This window comes from Paenarthrobacter histidinolovorans, from assembly GCF_014647595.1.
Classification (GTDB): Bacteria; Actinomycetota; Actinomycetes; order Actinomycetales; family Micrococcaceae; genus Arthrobacter; species Arthrobacter histidinolovorans.
This window is the reverse complement of record NZ_BMPM01000008.1, coordinates 195412-212532: the sequence shown is the minus strand read 5'-3', so window position 1 is coordinate 212532 and position 17121 is coordinate 195412. Positions and strand designations below refer to the sequence as shown.

Genomic DNA, 17121 nt, shown 5'->3' with positions numbered 1-17121 from the left:
CCTCGGAAACCCCGACAGAGACGCCGACCCCGACGCCCACCCCCTCGGAAACCCCGACAGAGACGCCGACCCCGACGCCCACCCCCTCGGAAACCCCGACAGAGACGCCGACCCCGACGCCCACCCCTTCGGACACTCCTTCGGAAACCCCCTCGGAAACCCCGACGGAGACGCCAGCACCCTCGGAGACCCCGACGGGGACTCCTATCCCGTCCGAAACTTCGAACCCAACCGAAATGCCGGGCACGGAATCACCTGCGGCTGATGCCCCAGGTGGAGACCTCGCCAACACTGGCGCACAGTTGGCTCCTTACGTCACTGCCGCTGCAGCGCTGCTGGTCTTCGGTCTGGTCCTGCTGCTCTTGACCCGCAGGAGGGCAGCCTCCCGTCACAGCTAAACGCATAAGAGTCGGCCAAGGTTGACTCAACAGGTATGGCCCGCAAGCCCTGGTTTGCGGGCCATACCTGTTTTCGCGTGGAGGGTGGGCGCACAGGGGATGTAACAGCACGCGACGAATCTCGTGGATAACCGAGGTTTGCGAGGCACCCGCCGAATCGTCTGCCGTCCCAGCCTGCTCTGCAGAGCCCCATCCCGAACCCAAGTATTCTGGAAACGATGAGTGAAACCCCAGATTCCCCGCGACCAATCACGCCCGGCAGCCAGGCTTCCTTCGGTACCTACGGAGGCCGGCCGGTCAGTTTCGTGCGCCGCGGTACACGACTGCAGGGTCGGAGGCAGGCGGCCTGGGAAGAACACGCGGAGCGTTGGGCTATCCAGGTCCCCCGCCATGTCGCCAACACGTCCGTGCACCCGGATTACACCTTCGACGCCGAGGCTGTCTTCGGGCGCAAAGCGCCCTTGATTGTCGAGATCGGTTCCGGATTGGGTGACGCCGTGGTTCACGCAGCCGAGCAAAACCCGGACAAGGACTTCCTTGCCGTAGAGGTTTACACGCCTGGGCTGGCAAACACGATCATCAAGATCAACAGCCGCGGCCTGACCAACGTGCGCGTGGTGGAAGCCAACGCACCCGAGGTCCTCGAATCCATGCTGCCCGCAGGGTCGGTCAGCGAACTGTGGGTGTTCTTCCCGGACCCATGGCACAAGTCACGCCACCACAAACGCAGGCTCATCCAGCCGGCTTTCGCCTCCGTTGCTGCCAAGGCCCTCCAAAAGGGCGGCTACTGGAGAATTGCCACGGACTGGTCCAACTACGCCGTGCACGTCCGCGAAGTTCTGGCCGAATCCACGGAGTTCGAGAACATGCACGAAGGCGAGCGCAGCGGTGAGGAGAGCCCCCTGACCCAGGTGTGGCAGTCCGGCGTCGAATCCGTTGTGGGCGGTGCGCCCGTCAGGGAAGGCCGGGCGCCGGTCAGTACCGAGCACACCGGCCCGAATGAGGGTGTGGATGAAGAAGGCGGCTGGGCTCCCCGGTTCGATGGCCGTATCCGCACCAGTTTTGAGAACAAAGCCCATGAGGCCGGACGCATGATCTTCGACCTCACGTACCGCAAGCTTTAGCCAACGGACTTTGGGGGAATCATGAGCTACCAGCCACCGGTCGACTACTACCAGCAACCACCACAATCCGGCACCCGCGGCCTGGGTGCCGGCATCACCAGCATTGTCTCGGCCGTCCTGTCGCCCATCGCCGCCGTGGTCAGTATTCCCTTGGGCATAGCGGCCGTCGCATCGGCGATGAGCCGTTACAACCCGGGCAACGATGCTTGGTGGATCGGTGCCCTGGTCCTGGCCGGGATAGCGGTCCTGCTGGCCATCGTTGCCGTGGTCAGTGGGCTGATAGCCGTGTTCCGTGCCGGACGCATGAACGCGGGCCGTGTCACGGGGATCATCGGCCTGGCCATCATGGCAATCAACGTTTTTGGCGTGGCCTTCATGGTGTTCCTGGTGCTCGGATCAGGGCAGGGGTTCTGATGCCACAGGTACGCGCAGAACGGTTCATCCGGCTGGATCCTGAAACAGCTTTTGCCCTCTCCCAGACGACGGGCGCGTTTCGGCTCAAGTGGGATCCCTTTATTTCCGCCCAGGCCTTCATGGACGGCGCCCAAGCAGCGGGAAAGGGCGTGCGGACCCGGACGGTTTCGCGCATGGGATTGAAGATGGTCAGCGAGTACGTTTCGTACACTCCCCCGCGCAACGTGGGCATGACCATGGTTTCCGGTCCGTGGTTCTTTGGGAACTTTGGCGGCGGCTGGCGGTTCACTCCGGACGACGGCGGCACCCGGGCAGTCTGGAAGTACACCTTTTCCTGCCGCCCGGCTTTCATCAGGCCGGTGGCGGAGAGAATCGGCAGTTGGCTTTTGGGCCGCGAGATTGAACGACGGATCGAAGCTTTCGCCCGTGCTTGCGAGGACCCTGCGTTGGTGGCTGAGCTGAAGGCCCAAGCGACGGACGCCTAGCTTCAAGGCACCGAAATCGATGCCACCGTCTTCTGGGCCTCGTCACGGAGCTCGACCCCGGCGATGCCTGCCAACTGAACTGGTGTGGCACCGGTGATTTTGATCCGGCCACTTGGTGTGGCTGTCCATCCGCAGGTGCGTTCTTCGGCGCCGTCGCGGCCCTTGACCCACAGGTAGAGAGTGCCTTCAAGCGGCATGCTCCGACCCTCGACTTCAAGCTCTGTTCCCCACGTTTTCTTGACCATGCCCACCGTGAGCTGCAAACCTCCGTCCGCTTGCACCGAATAGCTCGCATCCGGCTTCGAAGGCTGGTTGAACAGGGGCCCGGCCAGGATTCCTACGGCCAGGCACGCAGCGGCGACGGCCCCCACAAAAGCTGCCCACCGGCGTCGTGATTTCCTTCTGCGGGCCGCCAGGTCAACCAGGACCTTGTCAGGAAGCGGCTCGGGTTCCATCGCCAGCGGAGCAAGGGACGCAGCACCTGCGGCGGTGAGGGCAACAGCGTCGGCAGCGGGCACGGCGTCCAGGAGTGCCGGGAGGCTCGCGAGTTCCTCAACTTCCCGCCGGCATTGCGCGCATGACTCAAGGTGGTACTCAAAAGCGCGGGATTCCTCGGGTTCCAGCCCACCCAGGAGGTAGGCGCCCAGCAATTGGTGGACGGAGTCGCCGTTCATCGTTCCACCCCCATCTCATCGAGGATTGTTCGGAGGGCTTTCACCGCGTAGAAAGCCCGGGATTTCACTGTTCCGGCCGGGATGTTCAGCTGCAGTGCCGCTTCCACCACGGTGAACCGCCGATAGTGCAAGGCCACCAGGACCTCGCGGTGTTCGACGCTGAGCCGGAGCAGCGCCTCCTCCATGAGTACCCGGTTCAGGAGCTCGTCAACGCGTTCGGTGGCAGCGTTGTCAGGGAGGTCGTACTCACCGGTCTCGTGCGGACGCCGCTGGGCTTTGCGATAGTTGTCGATGATGACGTTCCTGGCCGTCCTGAACAGGTAGCTACGCAGGCTTCCTGTGATTTGTGGTGCGTGCTGCCAGACCCGGAGGATGGTTTCCTGCACTACGTCGTCGGCCTGATGTGCGTCCGAGGTACAGCTGACCACAAACCGTTTCAGGGCCGTGCCGTGATCGCGATACATCGCAGCCACCACGTCTTCGTCCAACGGCATCGGCACCTCCCTTTCGCAGCCTCTGGCCTATACGACGCACCGAGGCCCAAGAAGGTTCAGCAACCATGAACCATTCTCGCCCCGCCGGCGTCGTAGGGGTTAGCGCCGGCCCATCCCGACCGGCTCATCTCAAGGAGCTGGACATGAAAAACCTGGGCATGAAAAACGGAGTTGGCTTTGGGCTGGGTGCACTGATCGTTGCGGCAGCACTGGCGGGGTGCGGGGGCAGTTCGGGAACAAGTACTTCCACTCCCCCGCCCGCAGCTTCCTCGTCTCCGGCCTCCAGCGCGGCAGCCTCCAGTACCGCAGCATCCAGTACAGCAGCTGGTGCTGAGATGAAAACAGCTTCATCCAGCGCCGGGCAGATCGTGGTGGACAGCAAAGGCATGAGCCTCTACATCTTCACCAAGGACGTGAAGGATTCAGGAACCAGCGCATGCACGGGCGCTTGCCTACAGGCTTGGCCCGTCTTCACCACGACGTCGGACGCCCCCGTCGTTGACGGCGTCAGCGGAACTGTTGGAACCATCGCAACGCCTGACGGGAAGAAGCAGGTCACCCTTAACGGAATGCCCCTGTACTACTACGCCAAGGATAAAGCCGCAGGCGATGTTACAGGGCAAGGCGTGGGCGGTGTCTGGTACCTCATCAGCCCGAGCGGGGAGATGATCAAGGGCGCAGCGGCGGCCGGCTACTGAGGCCCGGGCGAATTCGCCGGTCGGTTAGACTGCCAGTTACTCATTGGGGAGGGAAAATGGCAGACAAGAGCAAGAATCCGCCGAACCTGGGATTTCTGGCCCTGCAAGAGGTGGCTTGGACCTTGGGCGTCGTAGCCATGGCCATCAACGCGGCAAACCGCGGCTTTGACTGGATCTGGATTGGCCTGCTCGCCTGTTGGCAGGCATCCATCGTTTGGGGCTTCGTCAAGCTCAACCGCGCCAAAACCACCTAGCCCGGGAGCGCCGGAGCGCGACCAGATCGCCGGAGCGCGTCGAGAACGCCGGAGCGCGTCGAGAACGCCGGAAAACTCCGGCGAATCCGCAGCGTTCCGGCGATCCCGGCGATCCCGGCGATCCCGGTGGAGAGGTCTAAGCGTCCACGAATTCCTCGGACTCTTCGAACTCCACGGCGGCGATGATTTCCTTCGTCTCCGGGTGGATCATGAAGGCTTCCTCGTCGTCCTCGATCATGAGGTAGTCCCCGTGGTCGGTGGAGAAGTGCCAGGCGAGGGTCTTGACGCCGTCGTGCTCGTAGTTGGGATCGCCCATGGTGATCTTCTCCAAGGAGTAGCCGGCCACATCGCACAACTCGCGGATGATGACCTCGAACTCCGGGGCGTTGGCCAGGGCTTCTTCCTCGGCCTCGGCCTGTCGCTCGGCCAGATCCGGGATTCGGGCCACACGGGCAGCGATGTGTGCCTCAATTTCCTCGTCCGTGAGGACCAACAGTTCGGACTGGTCGCGCAGGTACGCGCCGTTGAGCTCGATGATGTCCTCCTCCTCCAGCAAGGCTTCGAACTCGCCGTCGAGTTCGTCCAGCGCAACAACCGCGGGAACAGGCGTCTCGGATTCATCCAGCTCGCCGTCCAGGTAGGCCTCGGCTTCCTCTTCCGTCAGCGCGTCAAACGTCGAAGCGGTGCGGTTGAAAAGGTCCAAATGACGCTCGGCACCCATGGCTTCGAGGCCGGCACGGACATACGCATCAACTTCCTCACGCTCCGGAGCGGTGAAGACGTACTGCGCAAAGCCGCCGGACAGTGCCTGCGTCAGGTAGAAGTCCACGAAGTAGCTGTTGAGCGCAGGGGTCGCGATTTCGTCGCTATTAAGGAGCTCCTGGTACATGTGGTTCACCACCGTGACGTTGGAATCCACAACATCCGCATTGCCGGCTTCGAAGCTGGTCTTGTTCAGGACGACGGGGTACTCGTTGGTAGTCATGGGAAATCCTCACTGCTGAAAGCTGATGGTGCTCCGGACACTTTCAACGTACGCGTGGGAGCGGCGCGGCAATCGAGGTTGAGGTTAACGGAGGGCGAAGTTTGGGAGCTGTTTTCTGCTGACTAAGATTGAGCAGATAACCTCCTGCCGAAAGTAGCCCGACGCATGCCGTCCCACACAGACGAATCCTGGGAACTGGCCATTCAGACTCCAGCCATCAACGACCGCTCCCTGGCGGCCGGATTGGCCTATGCCATGGGCAGCCGCGTGAGCGGAATTTCCTTCGATCCGGCTACCGGCCTTCTCCTGGGCAAGGTCCGGGGCAGCGGTCCGCAACCCTATTCGACGTCGGCCAAACTGGTCCGTAAGCCCGCTGGCTGGAGCTGCACGGTGGGTATCTGCAGCTGCCCGGTCCGGAAGGACTGCAAGCACGTGGCAGCCTTGCTCTTCACCGCAGAGGACCACCCCACCATCCGTGCCCAGCTCCTGTCGCAGGCGCCGGGAATCCAAACCTCGCGTCTGGGCTCAAGCCAGCAAGGCGGCTCTGCCCGGCCCGCCTGGGAACAAGCTCTCAACAGGCTGATCGCCAAGCCCGGCACCGCGCCCAGCGCCGCAGGGATCCCACTGGCACTCCAGTTCGAGGTGGAAGAACCGGCAGCCCACTTCTCCTACACAGGGCGGCGCGACCCAATGCGCAGCGTCCGCCAGCTCAAGGCCCGGCCCGTCATGATGGGCGCCAAAGGCAAGTGGATCCGCGGCGACGTCTCGTGGAACAACCTCAGCTACGTCAGTTTCCGCCGCGAATTCAATGAAGTCCACGTCGAATGGCTTCAGACGTTCCTGGCAGCCCACGGCTCAAGCAACGGGCGGCAACAACCTTCGGGCGCAATGTGGCTCAGCCTCAACGACTTCGCCGCCAAGAACCTGTGGACCCTCCTGGCCGACGCCGCCAAAGCCGGCATCCCACTCATCCACTCCGCTGGGAGCGAGCCTGTCCGCGTCGAGACCCAACCCGCCGTCGTCGGACTCAGTTTGGCGCGCCTGGACGCGGACGGAACCGAAAACACAACGCCCGACGGCGGCCTGCAGCTCGCGCCGTCGGTCACCCTCGGCGGTGAAGCGGTGGACCCCGGAACCGTTGGATTCCTGGGCAAGCCGGCCAACGGCATCTTCTTCACCCACGGCGGCGAAACCCTGCCCGGTGTGCCGCAGCAGAAGAACCTGATCACCCTGGCCCCGATTGAGGGCGGCGTCAGCGATGAGCTCCTGGAGTTCGTCATGGATGGCCAAACACTCCGGATTCCGGCGGAGGACGAGAGCCGCTTCCTCACCTCGTTCTATCCGAAGCTGCGGCAATCCACGCCCGTGCAGGCCGCTGACAAGTCCGTCGAACTGCCCACGCTGGCAGTTCCCACCCTGTCCCTGCTGGCCAACTACGGCAACGACCACAAGGTCCGGCTGCACTGGGAATGGCACTACAAGTCCGGCACCCTCGTCACGGCCCAGCCGCTGTGGCGCCACCCCGACGACCGCGGCTACCGGGATGATCTTGAAGAAGCCCGGATTCTGGAGTCACTTGGACGGCCGTGGGATGTGGTGCCGGCGCTGGCCGAGTCCGCCACCGGCGGCTGGGGTGCTCCGCGTCTGGCAGCCACCGCGGAACTGGGCGGCCTGGACACCCTGGCGTTCACCGAAGAGGTCCTGCCCGCGCTCAGGGAACTGCCCGACGTCGTTGTGGAAACCTCAGGTGACATCGCCGACTACCGCGAAGCCGCCGAAGCACCCGTAGTGTCCATCTCCACCAAGGAAACCGCCAGCGGTGACTGGTTCGACCTCGGCATCGTCATCACGCTGGAAGGCGAACCCGTCTCATTCGCCGCCGTGTTCTCGGCGCTCGCAGCCGGGATGAGCCGCATGCTGCTGCCCAGTGGCGCCTACTTCTCGCTGGACCTGCCCGAACTCCACCAACTGCGCGCCCTGATCGACGAGGCGCGCTCCCTGCAGGACAACCCGGACAACAAGGACGGCACCCTGCAGATCAGCCGCTTCCAGGCCGGGCTCTGGGACGAGCTTGCCCAGCTGGGGATCGTGGACGAACAGGCCGCCGCTTGGCGTGAAGCCGTGGGGGGACTGCTCGACGACGGCGTGACCGGGCTTCCGCTGCCGGCCAGCCTTAACGCGGAACTGCGTCCGTATCAGTTGGAGGGTTTCAACTGGCTCAGCTTCCTGTACAAGCACAGCCTCGGGGGCGTGCTGGCCGACGACATGGGCCTCGGTAAGACCGTGCAGGCCATCGCACTGATGTGCGCGGCGAAGGAGATGGTCGCCGAGACTGCCGCCGCCGCACAGGGAGCGTCAGTTGATGTGGTCCCACGGGCGCCTTTCCTGGTGGTTGCGCCCACCAGTGTGGTCAGCAACTGGGCGCTCGAAGCGGAACGCTTTGCTCCTGGTCTGGTGGTCCGCACCGTTGGTGAGACTTTTGCCAAGAGCGGCCTGTCGCCGTCGGAAGCGTTGACGGGTGCCGATGTCGTCATCACTTCCTACGCACTGTTCCGCATTGACTACGACGCCTACGCGTCGTTCCAGTGGGCCGGGCTGATGCTGGACGAAGCCCAGTTCGTGAAGAACCACCAATCCAAGGCGTACCAGTGTGCCCGGAAGCTGCCGGCAAGGTTCAAGCTGGCGATCACCGGCACCCCGCTGGAAAACAACCTCATGGAGTTCTGGGCGCTGACGTCGATCGTGGCGCCGGGCCTGTTCCCGAGCCCCAAGAGGTTCGCCGAGAACTACCAAAAGCCGGTTGAAAAGAACGGTGACTCGGCGCAACTGGGCAAGCTCCGCCGTCGTGTCCGTCCGCTCATGATGCGCCGCACCAAGGAGCAAGTCATCAAGGACCTGCCGCCCAAGCAGGAGCAGGTCCTTGAAGTGGTGCTGAACCCGCGGCACCAGAAGGTCTACCAGACCCACTTGCAGCGTGAGCGGCAGAAGATCCTGGGACTGATCGACGACGTCAACAAGAACCGCTTCACGATCTTCCAGTCCTTGACCTTGCTCCGGCAGTTGAGCCTGGATGCGTCGCTGGTGGATTCTTCGCTGTCCGGTGTGCGGTCATCCAAGCTCGACGTGTTGTTTGAGCAACTGGAAGATGTTATTTCCGAAGGCCACCGCACGCTGATCTTCAGCCAGTTCACCGGATTCCTTGGGAAAGTCCGCGAGCGTCTGGACGAGGAAGGTGTGGAGTATTGCTACCTCGATGGCAGCACGCGTAACCGCGGCGACGTGGTGAGCGAGTTCAAGAACGGTTCAGCGCCGGTGTTCCTGATTTCGCTGAAGGCCGGTGGATTCGGGCTGAACCTGACCGAGGCCGACTACGTGTTCCTCCTGGATCCTTGGTGGAACCCTGCTTCCGAGGCCCAGGCCGTGGACCGCACGCACCGCATTGGGCAAGCGCGGAACGTCATGGTCTACAGGTTGGTTGCCAAGGACACCATCGAGGAGAAGGTCATGGCGTTGAAGGCCAAGAAGTCGCAGCTGTTCGCGGATGTGATGGAGGGCGATGCTTTGGCAGGTGGCTCGTTGACGGCGGACGACCTGGCGGCCCTGTTCGCGGAATAACGCCGGGTTGGCTATTCACGCTTGCGCCGGCGCCGTTTGATGTCCTGCAGGGCGCCGGCAAAAACGGCGAGACCCATAGCCGTACCAAGCACGGGGCCGGACACGTAGGCAACGGCGCCGCCCACCATCAGCGCGCCTGCGGATGCCAACAGTTGTGACTTCACTTCTTCTCCCGAGCCTCGTCCGCCGAATTCACCGTAATGTCCGGACGCCTGGCCGGGTCCGTGACCGTGATTTCCACAGCGTCTTCAACGCTGAACAATCGACGACCTACGCCGTGGACGTACACCCAGACCCCCGTGCCGTCAGGCATGACATCAACCACCTGCCCTGTCTGGGAGTCAGCGCCACGTAGCTTCACGTCGACTTCATCGCCCGGCAGGAAGTACTCCCACGCCTTGTAGTACCGCACCGGCAAGGCATCCGGATCCGACATCGTGAACACAGTGCTTTGTTTCACTGGGAACTGCCCCCTTACTTTCCCGCTTAACAAGCAGTGCGGTGAAAGGGCAGAACATGACGGAGAAATCAGTCGTCCAGCCGAACACCCCGCAGCAACAGCATCGTCCCGCCCACGGCAGCCGCTGATGCAAGGAACACTCCCGCCGCGCCCAGGCCCACCGCAACAACCCCGATCGCACTGGGCAGCACCACTTGGCCAACCCTGTTACCCGCCAAACGCAGGGCCAACGCGCGACCCCTTTGACCGGCGGGGGCCTGGGCTGAGAGCCAGGACATGGTGAGCGGCTGCCCTATTCCCAGCCCCAAGCCCAGGAACGCCGTGACAACGAACAACAGCCACGCGGGCATCGGGATGGCAGCCACAGCCAAGGCAACGGTGGAGATGGCCAGGCTCAGGACAAGGAGCCTCATCCGTCCCAGCTTGCGCGACATGCTGCCCAGGCCAATGCGCGAAACCATGGAGAACAAAGCACGGACGGTCAACATCAGACCCACCGTTGCCGCCGTCAGACCGCGTTCGGCGCCGAGAGCCGGGAGGTAAACGACCGTCAGGTCGACGACGGCCAGGACAGTGGCGCTCGTGGCGAGGGCCCGGACGACGCCCGGCGTTCCCAGCAACGCGATCGCGCCGCCCTTGGCCGCGTTCTTGGCTTTTACTTTGCTTGTCCGGCCGCTGACCTTGCGCGAAATCAGGAACGTGGTCAAAAACAGCACCAGGCTCATACCCACCGAAAGAATAAAGATAGCCTGGGTGTTGGGATGTACGGAGAGGCCGCCCACCACGGAGATAGCCAACGGGCCGAGGGCCTGGCCCAGTGAGGCCGCGAACGTCAGATACCCGAATGCCGAGTCCAAACGCGACGACGCTGCGTTGTTCGCCACCACCGCTTGTTGCCCCACCACGCACGCCAACTGCCCCGCGCCAAGAAGCGCCGTTCCGGCCACCAGCGCAGCCACCGACGACCCCCAGAACAGCAGGAAAGCAGAACAACCAAGAACGACGGCGGCCCCGATCGCCATAAGGCGACGCTCACCCAATCTGTCCACAAGTCCGCCGATGGGGAGCGCAAGCAGCAACGGGAAAACCGCATAGCTGGCTGCCAGGACACCCAGCGCAAACGGCGGAACGTCAAGTTCAAGGGCACGATAAGTGGCCGCTGGCCGGACAAGGAAGGTCACCGCCTGGATCAGAGCCGAGTGGATAAGCAGCGCTGTGGACGAGCGTCGGCCGAGTTCGCCGATCATTGGACGTCGAGGCCCTTGCGGGAGATGGCCCGCAACGTCTCGTCCCGGGCACCGATGACGTGGTCGAACGCAATCCGGGCTGCCTTTTCCGCGTCCTTGGCGGCAATGGCGTCCACCAGTAACCGGTGATTGGCAAGTGCTTCATCGCGGCGTTCGGGAGCGTTGTTGGTGAAGTACCTGTAGCGCTCAACCTGGCTGGCGATTTGCTCGTGAAAGCGCCGGGCCCAGGAGTTTCCTGCGATCCTCACGATCGCGGCGTGCAGGGCAACCCCGTACTTCATGGCTTCGTCAGGAAACTCCACCATCGCGGCGTTGCGGGCTACGATCCCCCGAAGCTCATCAAGGTCATTCGCGGTGGCGTTGGCGCATGCTTCCCGTGCCATCAGTGACTCCAGGGCCGCCCGGACGTCGTACAACTCTGAAATGGCTTTCGCGTCGAGCAGCGGCACAAGCACTCCACCAGTGGGTTGCTGCTCAAGCAGGCTTTCGGAGATCAGCCGACGGATCGCTTCCCGGAGCGGGGTGCGGCTGACCTGGAGCTCCGTGGCCATCGCGGGCTCGTAAATGCGCTCCCCGGGTTTGAGTTCCAGGCTGAGTATCCGCCTCTTCAACTCGCTGTAAACGAGGTGCGCTCCGGTATTCCGAGGTTGTGGGTCTGCCAATGGTGCCGCCAAAATTGAGAAGGTGTACTTGTATACATCTATACACGGCAGCCCTCCCCCAAGCAACGCGGGGTCAGATATGGCCCATTAATGCCCCCAACATGGGCCATAAGTGACCCCGCGTTGCTGTTTGCGGGGGGAGGGGGGAGGAGGAGGCGGGGAGGTCAGCTGCGCACCCAGCGGTACGGCGTCGTCGTCGAAACCTTGACCAGTCCCGAGCGTTCCAGAATCGGGCGCGAGAACTCGGTTGAGTCGCTCTGAATGAATGCCTTGCCCTTCGCCAACGCTGACTGGGCGCGGCGGGCAGTCAGCGCACGGTAAATCCCACGGCCGCGCCACTCCGGACGGGTTGCCCCGCCCCAGATGCCGGCAAAATCTGTTCCGGCAACAGGATCCAGACGCCCGGCACTGATGATCCGGCCGTCAGCTTCGGCCACCCACAGTTCCATGGTGTCGTCCAGCGTCATCCGATGCAGCAGCGCGTCCGCCATGTCATTCGACACTGGCTCGCCGAAGACTTCGTCCTGCATGGCTGTCATCGCCCGCACGTCCGGTTCGTCGACGACGCGACGCAACGTCACGCCGTCGGGAAGCGGCACATCAGCGCTCAACGCCCGGGCCTCACCGATCATGATCGATTCGGGCGGGTCAGCGGTGAAGCCGTTGGCCAGGAGCGCTTCGTGGAGACCCGGGGCATCATCATGCCCGCGCGTCTTCCACTCCACCCGGCTGATGCCTGGCTGGTCTTCGAAGTAGGCGATGGCTTCAGCAACCAGGCGACGAATGCCTTCCGGATCCGCCCCACCCAGGTTCCGGTAGGTGATGAACCCGCGCCCGCCCACGAAGGTGGCCAAGCGAAGCGGACCATTCCCGGTGACCGTGAGGGCATCCGAGGTCTCCGCGTCCGTGCGGAGCTGCTGGTCATAGGCTGCGAGAAGGCGCTGCTTTACATCGGATTGAGTCATTCGGAGAGCCTACTTCAAGCGCGCTGGGAAGCAGGGGTTGCCCGATTCGTTGGTTCGCTGCCGGACATGCCGTGCGCAGCATGGAATCCGCAGCCAAGCAACGAATCGGGCTGGGGGGTGGCTAAAAAGCTACTGCCCGGCGCCGCAGAGCTGGCCGAACTTGGCTCCAGCTTCCTGGAAGTTGGTAGTCAGTTCACCCATACGTTCTTCATTCGGGTTCTCCTTCGACTGCTCGTCCAGGTACTCCAGGATGGCGGTGACCACAGGCTTCATGTCGTCGGACGCCACAGACTCAATGGGTCGGACGGCGTTTGCTGCGCGGGTTGAAAGGGTCCGGCTGGGGTTTTGCGAAATACCGCCGGCCGCGGCGACGTTCACGCGGTCGCAGGTCTCCTTGGTGGTCAGCTGTTGCTGAGCGGAACAAGCGGAAGCGGAGACAAGCAGCCCGGCAGCGATCAGGACAGTGGTGAGTTTCTTCATGATTCCCTCAGTGGTCGACGTCCCTTTGATTGTAAACAGAGCAGAGCCGAGCCCACGCATCGGACCCTGCTTAGAGGCAGGATCCGGGCTGCCCTAGGCTGGGGGACATGGCGATCATACACAAAGCAAACCTGTCCCCCACCAAGCTCGAAATCATCGCTGACTATCTGCCGACGCAGCCGTGGTTCATCCAGGACGGCACCCCCGAACTCATCGGCGCCTACCGCTTCGACGATCCCGCCGGCGAGGTAGGCCTCGAAACACACGTGGTGGCTGCGGGCGAGCGGATCTACCAGGTTCCCCTGAGCTATCGCGGCCACGAACTGGGTGGCGCAGACGAATGGCTGATCGGCACCATGGAACATTCGGTCCTCGGCAAGCGCTGGGTATACGACGCCTGCGCCGACCCCGTCTACGTCAAAGCCCTTGCCACGGCCATCCTCACCGGGCAGGAACAGGCAGCCCTGCTGGTAGAAGGCGAGTCTGACCCCCGCCCCAGCAGCGTCACGGTGAAGGGCAGCGGAACGCTCGACGGCGGCGTGCCCGCCTTGAGTGCCTCGGCTCCGGTCTCGGGCAGCGGCGTCACGATCATCGACGCGGGTGGGCTGAAATTGAAGGTTGCACGGGTGGTGGACGTGGCAGCCGACGCATCAGCCACCACCGCCTCGGCACCGGAACTTCACCACGAACTGATCCTGAGTGGACAATGGGCGGGTTTGGACAAGCCTGTAGAGCTGGCCGCCGTAATCCGGGACTAGTTGCGTGCCGGCCCACGGCGTAGGCTGGCTCACGGGGCCATCTCTCCGTTAGGGGCGCGCAATGTACAAACCGCAGAGCATCTTTCCTGCAGTCCAGGATCTTGCGCGGGAATGGGTAACCCACGCAGCAGACGGAACCAGCTCACAGACCGATGCCGTGGTGCGGTGGGCCTTGGCCCGGATCAACCACGCCGATGTCCCGTCCGTGGTTCATGGCGTCATGCTCACACTCACCGGGAACAAGAAGACCGCCAAAGACGCCCGGCGCACTGCCTCCAGGGCCGTGAAGAGGGCAACGCGCGTACTGTCCCGTCAGGCCGGGAAGCCCACTGCACGTCCCTGGGGCTGGCTGATTGCACTCCTGGCGGCCGTCATCGGCGCCGGAGCCGTGCTGGCATGGCGGACGATGATGCCTCCCGGCGAACCTGAACCGATCAAGGCGCCGGAGGCCCCGGTTCAGCCGCCCGTACCGCCGGTTCCCTGAAGTTTCTGCACTGGCTGAAGTTTCTGCACTGGCTGAAGTTTCTGCACTGGCCGACCAGTGCAGCGTTATCCGACGCGTCGTCGAAACGACGTCCCGGCGAAAAGCAGGTACGCTCCCGAGCCAGCCAACAGGAAGCCCACCACACCCAGCACCAGGAGTTGGGTGACGATCCCCGCGATCACCATCACGAATCCGCAAAGCACGCCAAGCACACCAAAGGTGGTGCGGGCCTTGGTTCCACGAAGGCGGCCCGACGTCAGCTCATGCGCGAGGTCTGGATCTGTCGCAGCCAGGTCCTGCTCCAGCTCTTCCAAGCTCCTGCGCTCCTCATCCGACAAGGACACCGGACTCTTCCTCACCACGCGAGCAGGCTTGCCCGTCCCGGCATTGCTGCTCAGTTACCTGGCACGGACGCTGCCTGCCGTGCTCTGCCTTCATTATCTTCCCGATCCGGCCTTCCAGCCACTGCTCAACCGGGCAGAATCACGCCATGAACCACGCGGGAATCAGGGCACGGATAAGACCGCAAAAGCTCCTTCACCAGCTGACGCCCTGCGAGCATACTGGCTGCATGAGCGACAAAGAAGAATTTCTGAGATGGATCAAATCCGCCCTCTACCAGGCAGAACTGGCCCTTCACAACGGCGACCCGGAACCACGCCGGGCCCTGTGGTCCCGCAAGGAACCGGTAAGCGTGCTCGGCGCCTTCCGGAACGCTTATGGGCAGGATGAGCTCAATGAACTCTTCACGGCCCTGGGCGCCAGCTTCTCGGATTGCACGTCCTACGAGTTCGAATTGCAGGCCTGCGACGTCATCGGGGACATGGCTTACACAGCCGGCCTGGAACATACCTCGGCCACCCTCAATGGGACCCCCCGAACTTATACCCTCAGGGCAACCCAGGTTTACCGTCGCGAGGATGGCCAATGGAAAGTAGCGCACAGACACGGCGATACAGTGGCAGACTGAGTGGGTGTTCTCCTGACCAATACCGCACGGACAACGAACCACCGATCGGAAGGTTGCCTCTTCCCATGGCCCAGAAATCGACCGCCACGCCCACTCGCATAGCAAAGGTTCACGCCCCCGGAAACCGCAAACGGGGACGAACACTGTTGCTGATCGCAGCAGGCCTCGTCGCCGGCATAGCAGGCGGCGCTTTCGCAATCCGAATGCTGGTGCCGCCCGGCGAACCTGAGCCAGCCAAGGAACCCCAACGGCAACCCGCGGAGATCTTGCCCCGGGAAGAGCCGGTAGAGATTTCCACCAGGATGCGTCCAGGCGAATGGACGGAAGAGTCCCTTCAGGCTCACGTTGAGGACTACCGACGCCGGATCCGCGACATGGGGGCCAAAGAGTCCCAGATTGTCACCAACGTTGAACGCACGGAAACCGGCGCTGCCCGGGTCGTTGTCAGCTGGGACCGGACGCGGGACTAACTCCCGTTCCTGCGTTCGTCCGCCGGCCGCGGGCGCCACACCACAACGGCCTGGGAGCGGCCCCGGGGACGCTGCCCACGGGTAAGGCTGACGACGTCGCCCGCCGCGCCTGCCGCGAAGATGCGCGCGTCCATCGGCGTGCGGCGCCGTGACAGTTCCTCGGTCAGTTCAGCCACCCGGTACTGCAGCGCGGCCACTTGGTTCTCGAGCTCGAGGATGCGTTTGATGCCTTCAAGCGAGACACCGGACTGCGAAAGGCGCTGGACCTCGCGCAGTTTATTGACATCGTTCTGGGAGTAGCGACGCGACTTCCCGGGCGCGCGGCTGGGCGAGACGATGCCCAGACGGTCGTACTGGCGCAACGTCTGCGGATGCATGTCGGCAAGCTCCGCCGCGACGGAGATGACAAAGATCGGCTGGTTGACGTCGATTGCCATGACCTGCCTCCTTACAACCGGGCCTTCGCGGCCAGGTCGCGACGCGGGTTGGCGTCAGTGGTGGCAGCAGCAAAGGCCTTGACAGCTTCCTCTGCCTCTTTATTGAGGTTTTGCGGAACCGCGATGTCGATGGTCACCAGGAGGTCGCCTGTCGCCTTGGACGTCTTCACACCCCGGCCCTTGACCCTCAGGGTGCGGCCTGCGGGTGTGCCCGCCGGGACGCGCAACTTGACGGTGTCGCCGTCGAGCGTTGGAACCTCAATGGTGGCGCCGAGCGCCGCTTCCGCGAACGTGACGGGCACGTGGATGCGGATGTTGTCGCCGTCGCGCTGGAAGAATTCGTGGGGCTTCACACTGACCGTGATGATGAGGTCGCCGTTCCCGGCAGGGCCTACGTTGCCCTTGCCACGCTGGCGGACCTTCTGCCCGTCCTTGATCCCGGCAGGAATCTTGACGTCGATCACGTTGCCATTGCTTTCGCGCAGGCTCACAGTGGTGCCCTTGATGGAGCCGGCGAACGAAATGGTGGTAGTGGCCGTGCGGTCCGATCCCTTCTGGGGAGCCCTCTGGAAGCCGGTCTGGCCTGCACCGCCGAAACCACCACCGAACAAGTCGGCAAACTCCGGAGGAATACCTCCGCCGGCAGGCTGACGGGCCCCAGGCCCGCCACCGAACAGGCCGCCAAAGAGGTCCTCGAAGCCACCGTTGGCACCCGACGGGCCACCGCGGCCGCCGGCACCAGGTGCAAACCGAGCGCCACCCATGGCCCTGATGGCGTCATACTGCTGGCGGTCCTCAGGACTGGACAACACCGAGTAGGCCTCGGAAATGTCCTTGAACTTCTTCTCCGCGGCAGCATCCCCGGCATTGGTATCCGGGTGGTACTGCCGGGCAAGCTTGCGGTAAGCCTTCTTGATATCCGCGTCGGACGCGTCCTTGGCAATACCAAGGATCGCGTAAAAATCCTTTTCAACCCAGTCCTGGCTGGCCAAGAGCGTTTCCTTTCGTTGTTGAAGCTTGCGCTTCGCTGGATAGGGGGCCGTGCCC

The 17121-nt window shown here is 63.4% G+C and carries 23 protein-coding genes and 1 pseudogene; 12 read left to right on the top strand and 12 right to left on the bottom strand.

Annotation, left to right across the window (positions count from 1 at the left end):
- From IEY62_RS21740 to IEY62_RS17815, 5 genes and pseudogenes are all read left to right on the top strand, one after another.
- Positions 1–265, top strand: a pseudogene (locus IEY62_RS21740) (hypothetical protein); the annotation flags it as partial.
- Complete coding sequence (locus IEY62_RS17830; RefSeq protein ID WP_189020329.1) at positions 237–398, top strand: LPXTG cell wall anchor domain-containing protein; 162 nt, start codon at positions 237–239, stop codon at positions 396–398. The pseudogene IEY62_RS21740 and the gene IEY62_RS17830, both read left to right, overlap by 29 nt.
- A 218-nt stretch (positions 399–616) precedes the next feature.
- The gene (gene trmB / locus IEY62_RS17825) at positions 617–1522 is read left to right on the top strand and encodes a tRNA (guanosine(46)-N7)-methyltransferase TrmB (protein ID WP_189020327.1); all 906 of its coding nucleotides are present in this window, start codon (positions 617–619) and stop codon (positions 1520–1522) included.
- 21 nt (positions 1523–1543) lie between these two features.
- On the top strand, positions 1544–1936 hold the full coding sequence (locus tag IEY62_RS17820; RefSeq protein ID WP_189020324.1) for a hypothetical protein: 393 nt from the start codon (positions 1544–1546) through the stop codon (positions 1934–1936).
- On the top strand, positions 1936–2421 hold the full coding sequence (locus tag IEY62_RS17815) for an SRPBCC family protein (protein WP_189020322.1): 486 nt from the start codon (positions 1936–1938) through the stop codon (positions 2419–2421). The genes IEY62_RS17820 and IEY62_RS17815 overlap by 1 nt, the downstream gene beginning before the upstream one ends.
- Positions 2422–2423: 2 nt before the next feature.
- Here the strand turns inward: IEY62_RS17815 and IEY62_RS17810 are convergent, their stop codons facing one another.
- Together IEY62_RS17810 and IEY62_RS17805 are read right to left on the bottom strand one after the other, a co-directional pair.
- On the bottom strand, positions 2424–3095 hold the full coding sequence (locus tag IEY62_RS17810; protein ID WP_189020320.1) for an anti-sigma factor family protein: 672 nt from the start codon (positions 3093–3095) through the stop codon (positions 2424–2426).
- Positions 3092–3589: a sigma-70 family RNA polymerase sigma factor gene (locus tag IEY62_RS17805; RefSeq protein ID WP_189020318.1), complete on the bottom strand. Its 498-nt coding sequence runs from the start codon at positions 3587–3589 to the stop codon at positions 3092–3094. The genes IEY62_RS17810 and IEY62_RS17805 overlap by 4 nt, the downstream gene beginning before the upstream one ends.
- Before the next feature lie 158 nt (positions 3590–3747).
- Here IEY62_RS17805 and IEY62_RS17800 point away from each other — a divergent pair, with 158 nt between their 5' ends.
- Positions 3748–4287, top strand: coding sequence for a COG4315 family predicted lipoprotein (locus tag IEY62_RS17800; protein WP_189020355.1), 540 nt, complete (start codon positions 3748–3750; stop codon positions 4285–4287).
- 56 nt (positions 4288–4343) lie between these two features.
- Positions 4344–4541 carry a hypothetical protein gene (locus IEY62_RS17795; RefSeq protein WP_189020359.1) on the top strand — a complete coding sequence of 66 codons (198 nt, stop codon included), beginning with the start codon at positions 4344–4346 and terminating at the stop codon, positions 4539–4541.
- Between the two features lie 136 nt (positions 4542–4677).
- Here IEY62_RS17795 and IEY62_RS17790 read toward each other — a convergent pair whose 3' ends face one another.
- Positions 4678–5526 (bottom strand): DMP19 family protein, encoded by an 849-nt coding sequence (locus IEY62_RS17790; protein WP_189020316.1) that lies wholly within the window; start codon positions 5524–5526, stop codon positions 4678–4680.
- 165 nt (positions 5527–5691) lie between these two features.
- Between IEY62_RS17790 and IEY62_RS17785 the strand changes: the two genes are divergently transcribed.
- Entirely contained in the window at positions 5692–9141 is a 3450-nt protein-coding gene (locus IEY62_RS17785) for a DEAD/DEAH box helicase (protein ID WP_189020314.1), read from the top strand.
- Positions 9142–9152: 11 nt separating this feature from the next.
- Here the strand turns inward: IEY62_RS17785 and IEY62_RS17780 are convergent, their stop codons facing one another.
- From IEY62_RS17780 to IEY62_RS17755, 6 genes are all read right to left on the bottom strand, one after another.
- Positions 9153–9305 (bottom strand): hypothetical protein, encoded by a 153-nt coding sequence (locus IEY62_RS17780; protein WP_189020312.1) that lies wholly within the window; start codon positions 9303–9305, stop codon positions 9153–9155.
- A complete protein-coding gene (locus IEY62_RS17775; RefSeq protein ID WP_189020309.1) occupies positions 9302–9601 on the bottom strand; it encodes a hypothetical protein in 300 nt (99 codons plus the stop codon). The genes IEY62_RS17780 and IEY62_RS17775 overlap by 4 nt, the downstream gene beginning before the upstream one ends.
- 68 nt (positions 9602–9669) lie before the next feature.
- Positions 9670–10848, bottom strand: a complete 1179-nt coding sequence (locus IEY62_RS17770; protein WP_189020307.1) for an MFS transporter — start codon at positions 10846–10848, stop codon at positions 9670–9672.
- The gene (locus tag IEY62_RS17765) at positions 10845–11510 is read right to left on the bottom strand and encodes a GntR family transcriptional regulator (protein ID WP_189020305.1); all 666 of its coding nucleotides are present in this window, start codon (positions 11508–11510) and stop codon (positions 10845–10847) included. The genes IEY62_RS17770 and IEY62_RS17765 overlap by 4 nt, the downstream gene beginning before the upstream one ends.
- Before the next feature lie 164 nt (positions 11511–11674).
- Positions 11675–12475 (bottom strand): GNAT family N-acetyltransferase, encoded by an 801-nt coding sequence (locus IEY62_RS17760; protein WP_189020303.1) that lies wholly within the window; start codon positions 12473–12475, stop codon positions 11675–11677.
- Positions 12476–12604: 129 nt separating this feature from the next.
- On the bottom strand, positions 12605–12955 hold the full coding sequence (locus IEY62_RS17755; RefSeq protein WP_189020301.1) for a hypothetical protein: 351 nt from the start codon (positions 12953–12955) through the stop codon (positions 12605–12607).
- 107 nt (positions 12956–13062) lie between these two features.
- Between IEY62_RS17755 and IEY62_RS17750 the strand changes: the two genes are divergently transcribed.
- Together IEY62_RS17750 and IEY62_RS17745 are read left to right on the top strand one after the other, a co-directional pair.
- Positions 13063–13713, top strand: coding sequence for a CG0192-related protein (locus IEY62_RS17750; RefSeq protein ID WP_189020299.1), 651 nt, complete (start codon positions 13063–13065; stop codon positions 13711–13713).
- 61 nt (positions 13714–13774) lie between these two features.
- Complete coding sequence (locus tag IEY62_RS17745; RefSeq protein WP_189020297.1) at positions 13775–14197, top strand: hypothetical protein; 423 nt, start codon at positions 13775–13777, stop codon at positions 14195–14197.
- Positions 14198–14262: 65 nt separating this feature from the next.
- On the opposite strand, the gene IEY62_RS17740 is transcribed toward IEY62_RS17745, so the two are convergent.
- Positions 14263–14559: a DUF3040 domain-containing protein gene (locus IEY62_RS17740; protein WP_229785422.1), complete on the bottom strand. Its 297-nt coding sequence runs from the start codon at positions 14557–14559 to the stop codon at positions 14263–14265.
- Between the two features lie 209 nt (positions 14560–14768).
- On the opposite strand from IEY62_RS17740, the gene IEY62_RS17735 reads away from it, so the two are divergent.
- Positions 14769–15167 (top strand): nuclear transport factor 2 family protein, encoded by a 399-nt coding sequence (locus IEY62_RS17735; RefSeq protein WP_189020295.1) that lies wholly within the window; start codon positions 14769–14771, stop codon positions 15165–15167.
- A 65-nt stretch (positions 15168–15232) separates the two neighbouring features.
- The gene (locus tag IEY62_RS17730; RefSeq protein WP_189020357.1) at positions 15233–15637 is read left to right on the top strand and encodes a hypothetical protein; all 405 of its coding nucleotides are present in this window, start codon (positions 15233–15235) and stop codon (positions 15635–15637) included.
- Here the strand turns inward: IEY62_RS17730 and IEY62_RS17725 are convergent.
- Together IEY62_RS17725 and IEY62_RS17720 are read right to left on the bottom strand one after the other, a co-directional pair.
- The gene (locus tag IEY62_RS17725) at positions 15634–16074 is read right to left on the bottom strand and encodes a heat shock protein transcriptional repressor HspR (RefSeq protein WP_189020293.1); all 441 of its coding nucleotides are present in this window, start codon (positions 16072–16074) and stop codon (positions 15634–15636) included. The genes IEY62_RS17730 and IEY62_RS17725 overlap by 4 nt on opposite strands.
- A gap of 11 nt (positions 16075–16085) precedes the next feature.
- A complete protein-coding gene (locus tag IEY62_RS17720) occupies positions 16086–17066 on the bottom strand; it encodes a DnaJ C-terminal domain-containing protein (RefSeq protein WP_189020290.1) in 981 nt (326 codons plus the stop codon).
- Between the last annotated feature and the right edge of the window lie 55 nt (positions 17067–17121).

Excerpts from the sequence above, each read along its gene's own strand:
- IEY62_RS17830 (WP_189020329.1), top strand. The coding sequence starts at position 237 with ATGCCGGGCACGGAATCACCTGCGGCTGATGCCCCAGGTGGAGACCTC.
- trmB (WP_189020327.1), top strand. The coding sequence starts at position 617 with ATGAGTGAAACCCCAGATTCCCCGCGACCAATCACGCCCGGCAGCCAG.
- IEY62_RS17820 (WP_189020324.1), top strand. The coding sequence starts at position 1,544 with ATGAGCTACCAGCCACCGGTCGACTACTACCAGCAACCACCACAATCC.
- IEY62_RS17815 (WP_189020322.1), top strand. The coding sequence starts at position 1,936 with ATGCCACAGGTACGCGCAGAACGGTTCATCCGGCTGGATCCTGAAACA.
- IEY62_RS17810 (WP_189020320.1), bottom strand. The coding sequence starts at position 3,095 with ATGAACGGCGACTCCGTCCACCAATTGCTGGGCGCCTACCTCCTGGGT.
- IEY62_RS17805 (WP_189020318.1), bottom strand. The coding sequence starts at position 3,589 with ATGCCGTTGGACGAAGACGTGGTGGCTGCGATGTATCGCGATCACGGC.
- IEY62_RS17800 (WP_189020355.1), top strand. The coding sequence starts at position 3,748 with ATGAAAAACGGAGTTGGCTTTGGGCTGGGTGCACTGATCGTTGCGGCA.
- IEY62_RS17795 (WP_189020359.1), top strand. The coding sequence starts at position 4,344 with ATGGCAGACAAGAGCAAGAATCCGCCGAACCTGGGATTTCTGGCCCTG.
- IEY62_RS17790 (WP_189020316.1), bottom strand. The coding sequence starts at position 5,526 with ATGACTACCAACGAGTACCCCGTCGTCCTGAACAAGACCAGCTTCGAA.
- IEY62_RS17785 (WP_189020314.1), top strand. The coding sequence starts at position 5,692 with ATGCCGTCCCACACAGACGAATCCTGGGAACTGGCCATTCAGACTCCA.
- IEY62_RS17770 (WP_189020307.1), bottom strand. The coding sequence starts at position 10,848 with ATGATCGGCGAACTCGGCCGACGCTCGTCCACAGCGCTGCTTATCCAC.
- IEY62_RS17760 (WP_189020303.1), bottom strand. The coding sequence starts at position 12,475 with ATGACTCAATCCGATGTAAAGCAGCGCCTTCTCGCAGCCTATGACCAG.
- IEY62_RS17755 (WP_189020301.1), bottom strand. The coding sequence starts at position 12,955 with ATGAAGAAACTCACCACTGTCCTGATCGCTGCCGGGCTGCTTGTCTCC.
- IEY62_RS17750 (WP_189020299.1), top strand. The coding sequence starts at position 13,063 with ATGGCGATCATACACAAAGCAAACCTGTCCCCCACCAAGCTCGAAATC.
- IEY62_RS17745 (WP_189020297.1), top strand. The coding sequence starts at position 13,775 with ATGTACAAACCGCAGAGCATCTTTCCTGCAGTCCAGGATCTTGCGCGG.
- IEY62_RS17735 (WP_189020295.1), top strand. The coding sequence starts at position 14,769 with ATGAGCGACAAAGAAGAATTTCTGAGATGGATCAAATCCGCCCTCTAC.
- IEY62_RS17730 (WP_189020357.1), top strand. The coding sequence starts at position 15,233 with ATGGCCCAGAAATCGACCGCCACGCCCACTCGCATAGCAAAGGTTCAC.
- IEY62_RS17725 (WP_189020293.1), bottom strand. The coding sequence starts at position 16,074 with ATGGCAATCGACGTCAACCAGCCGATCTTTGTCATCTCCGTCGCGGCG.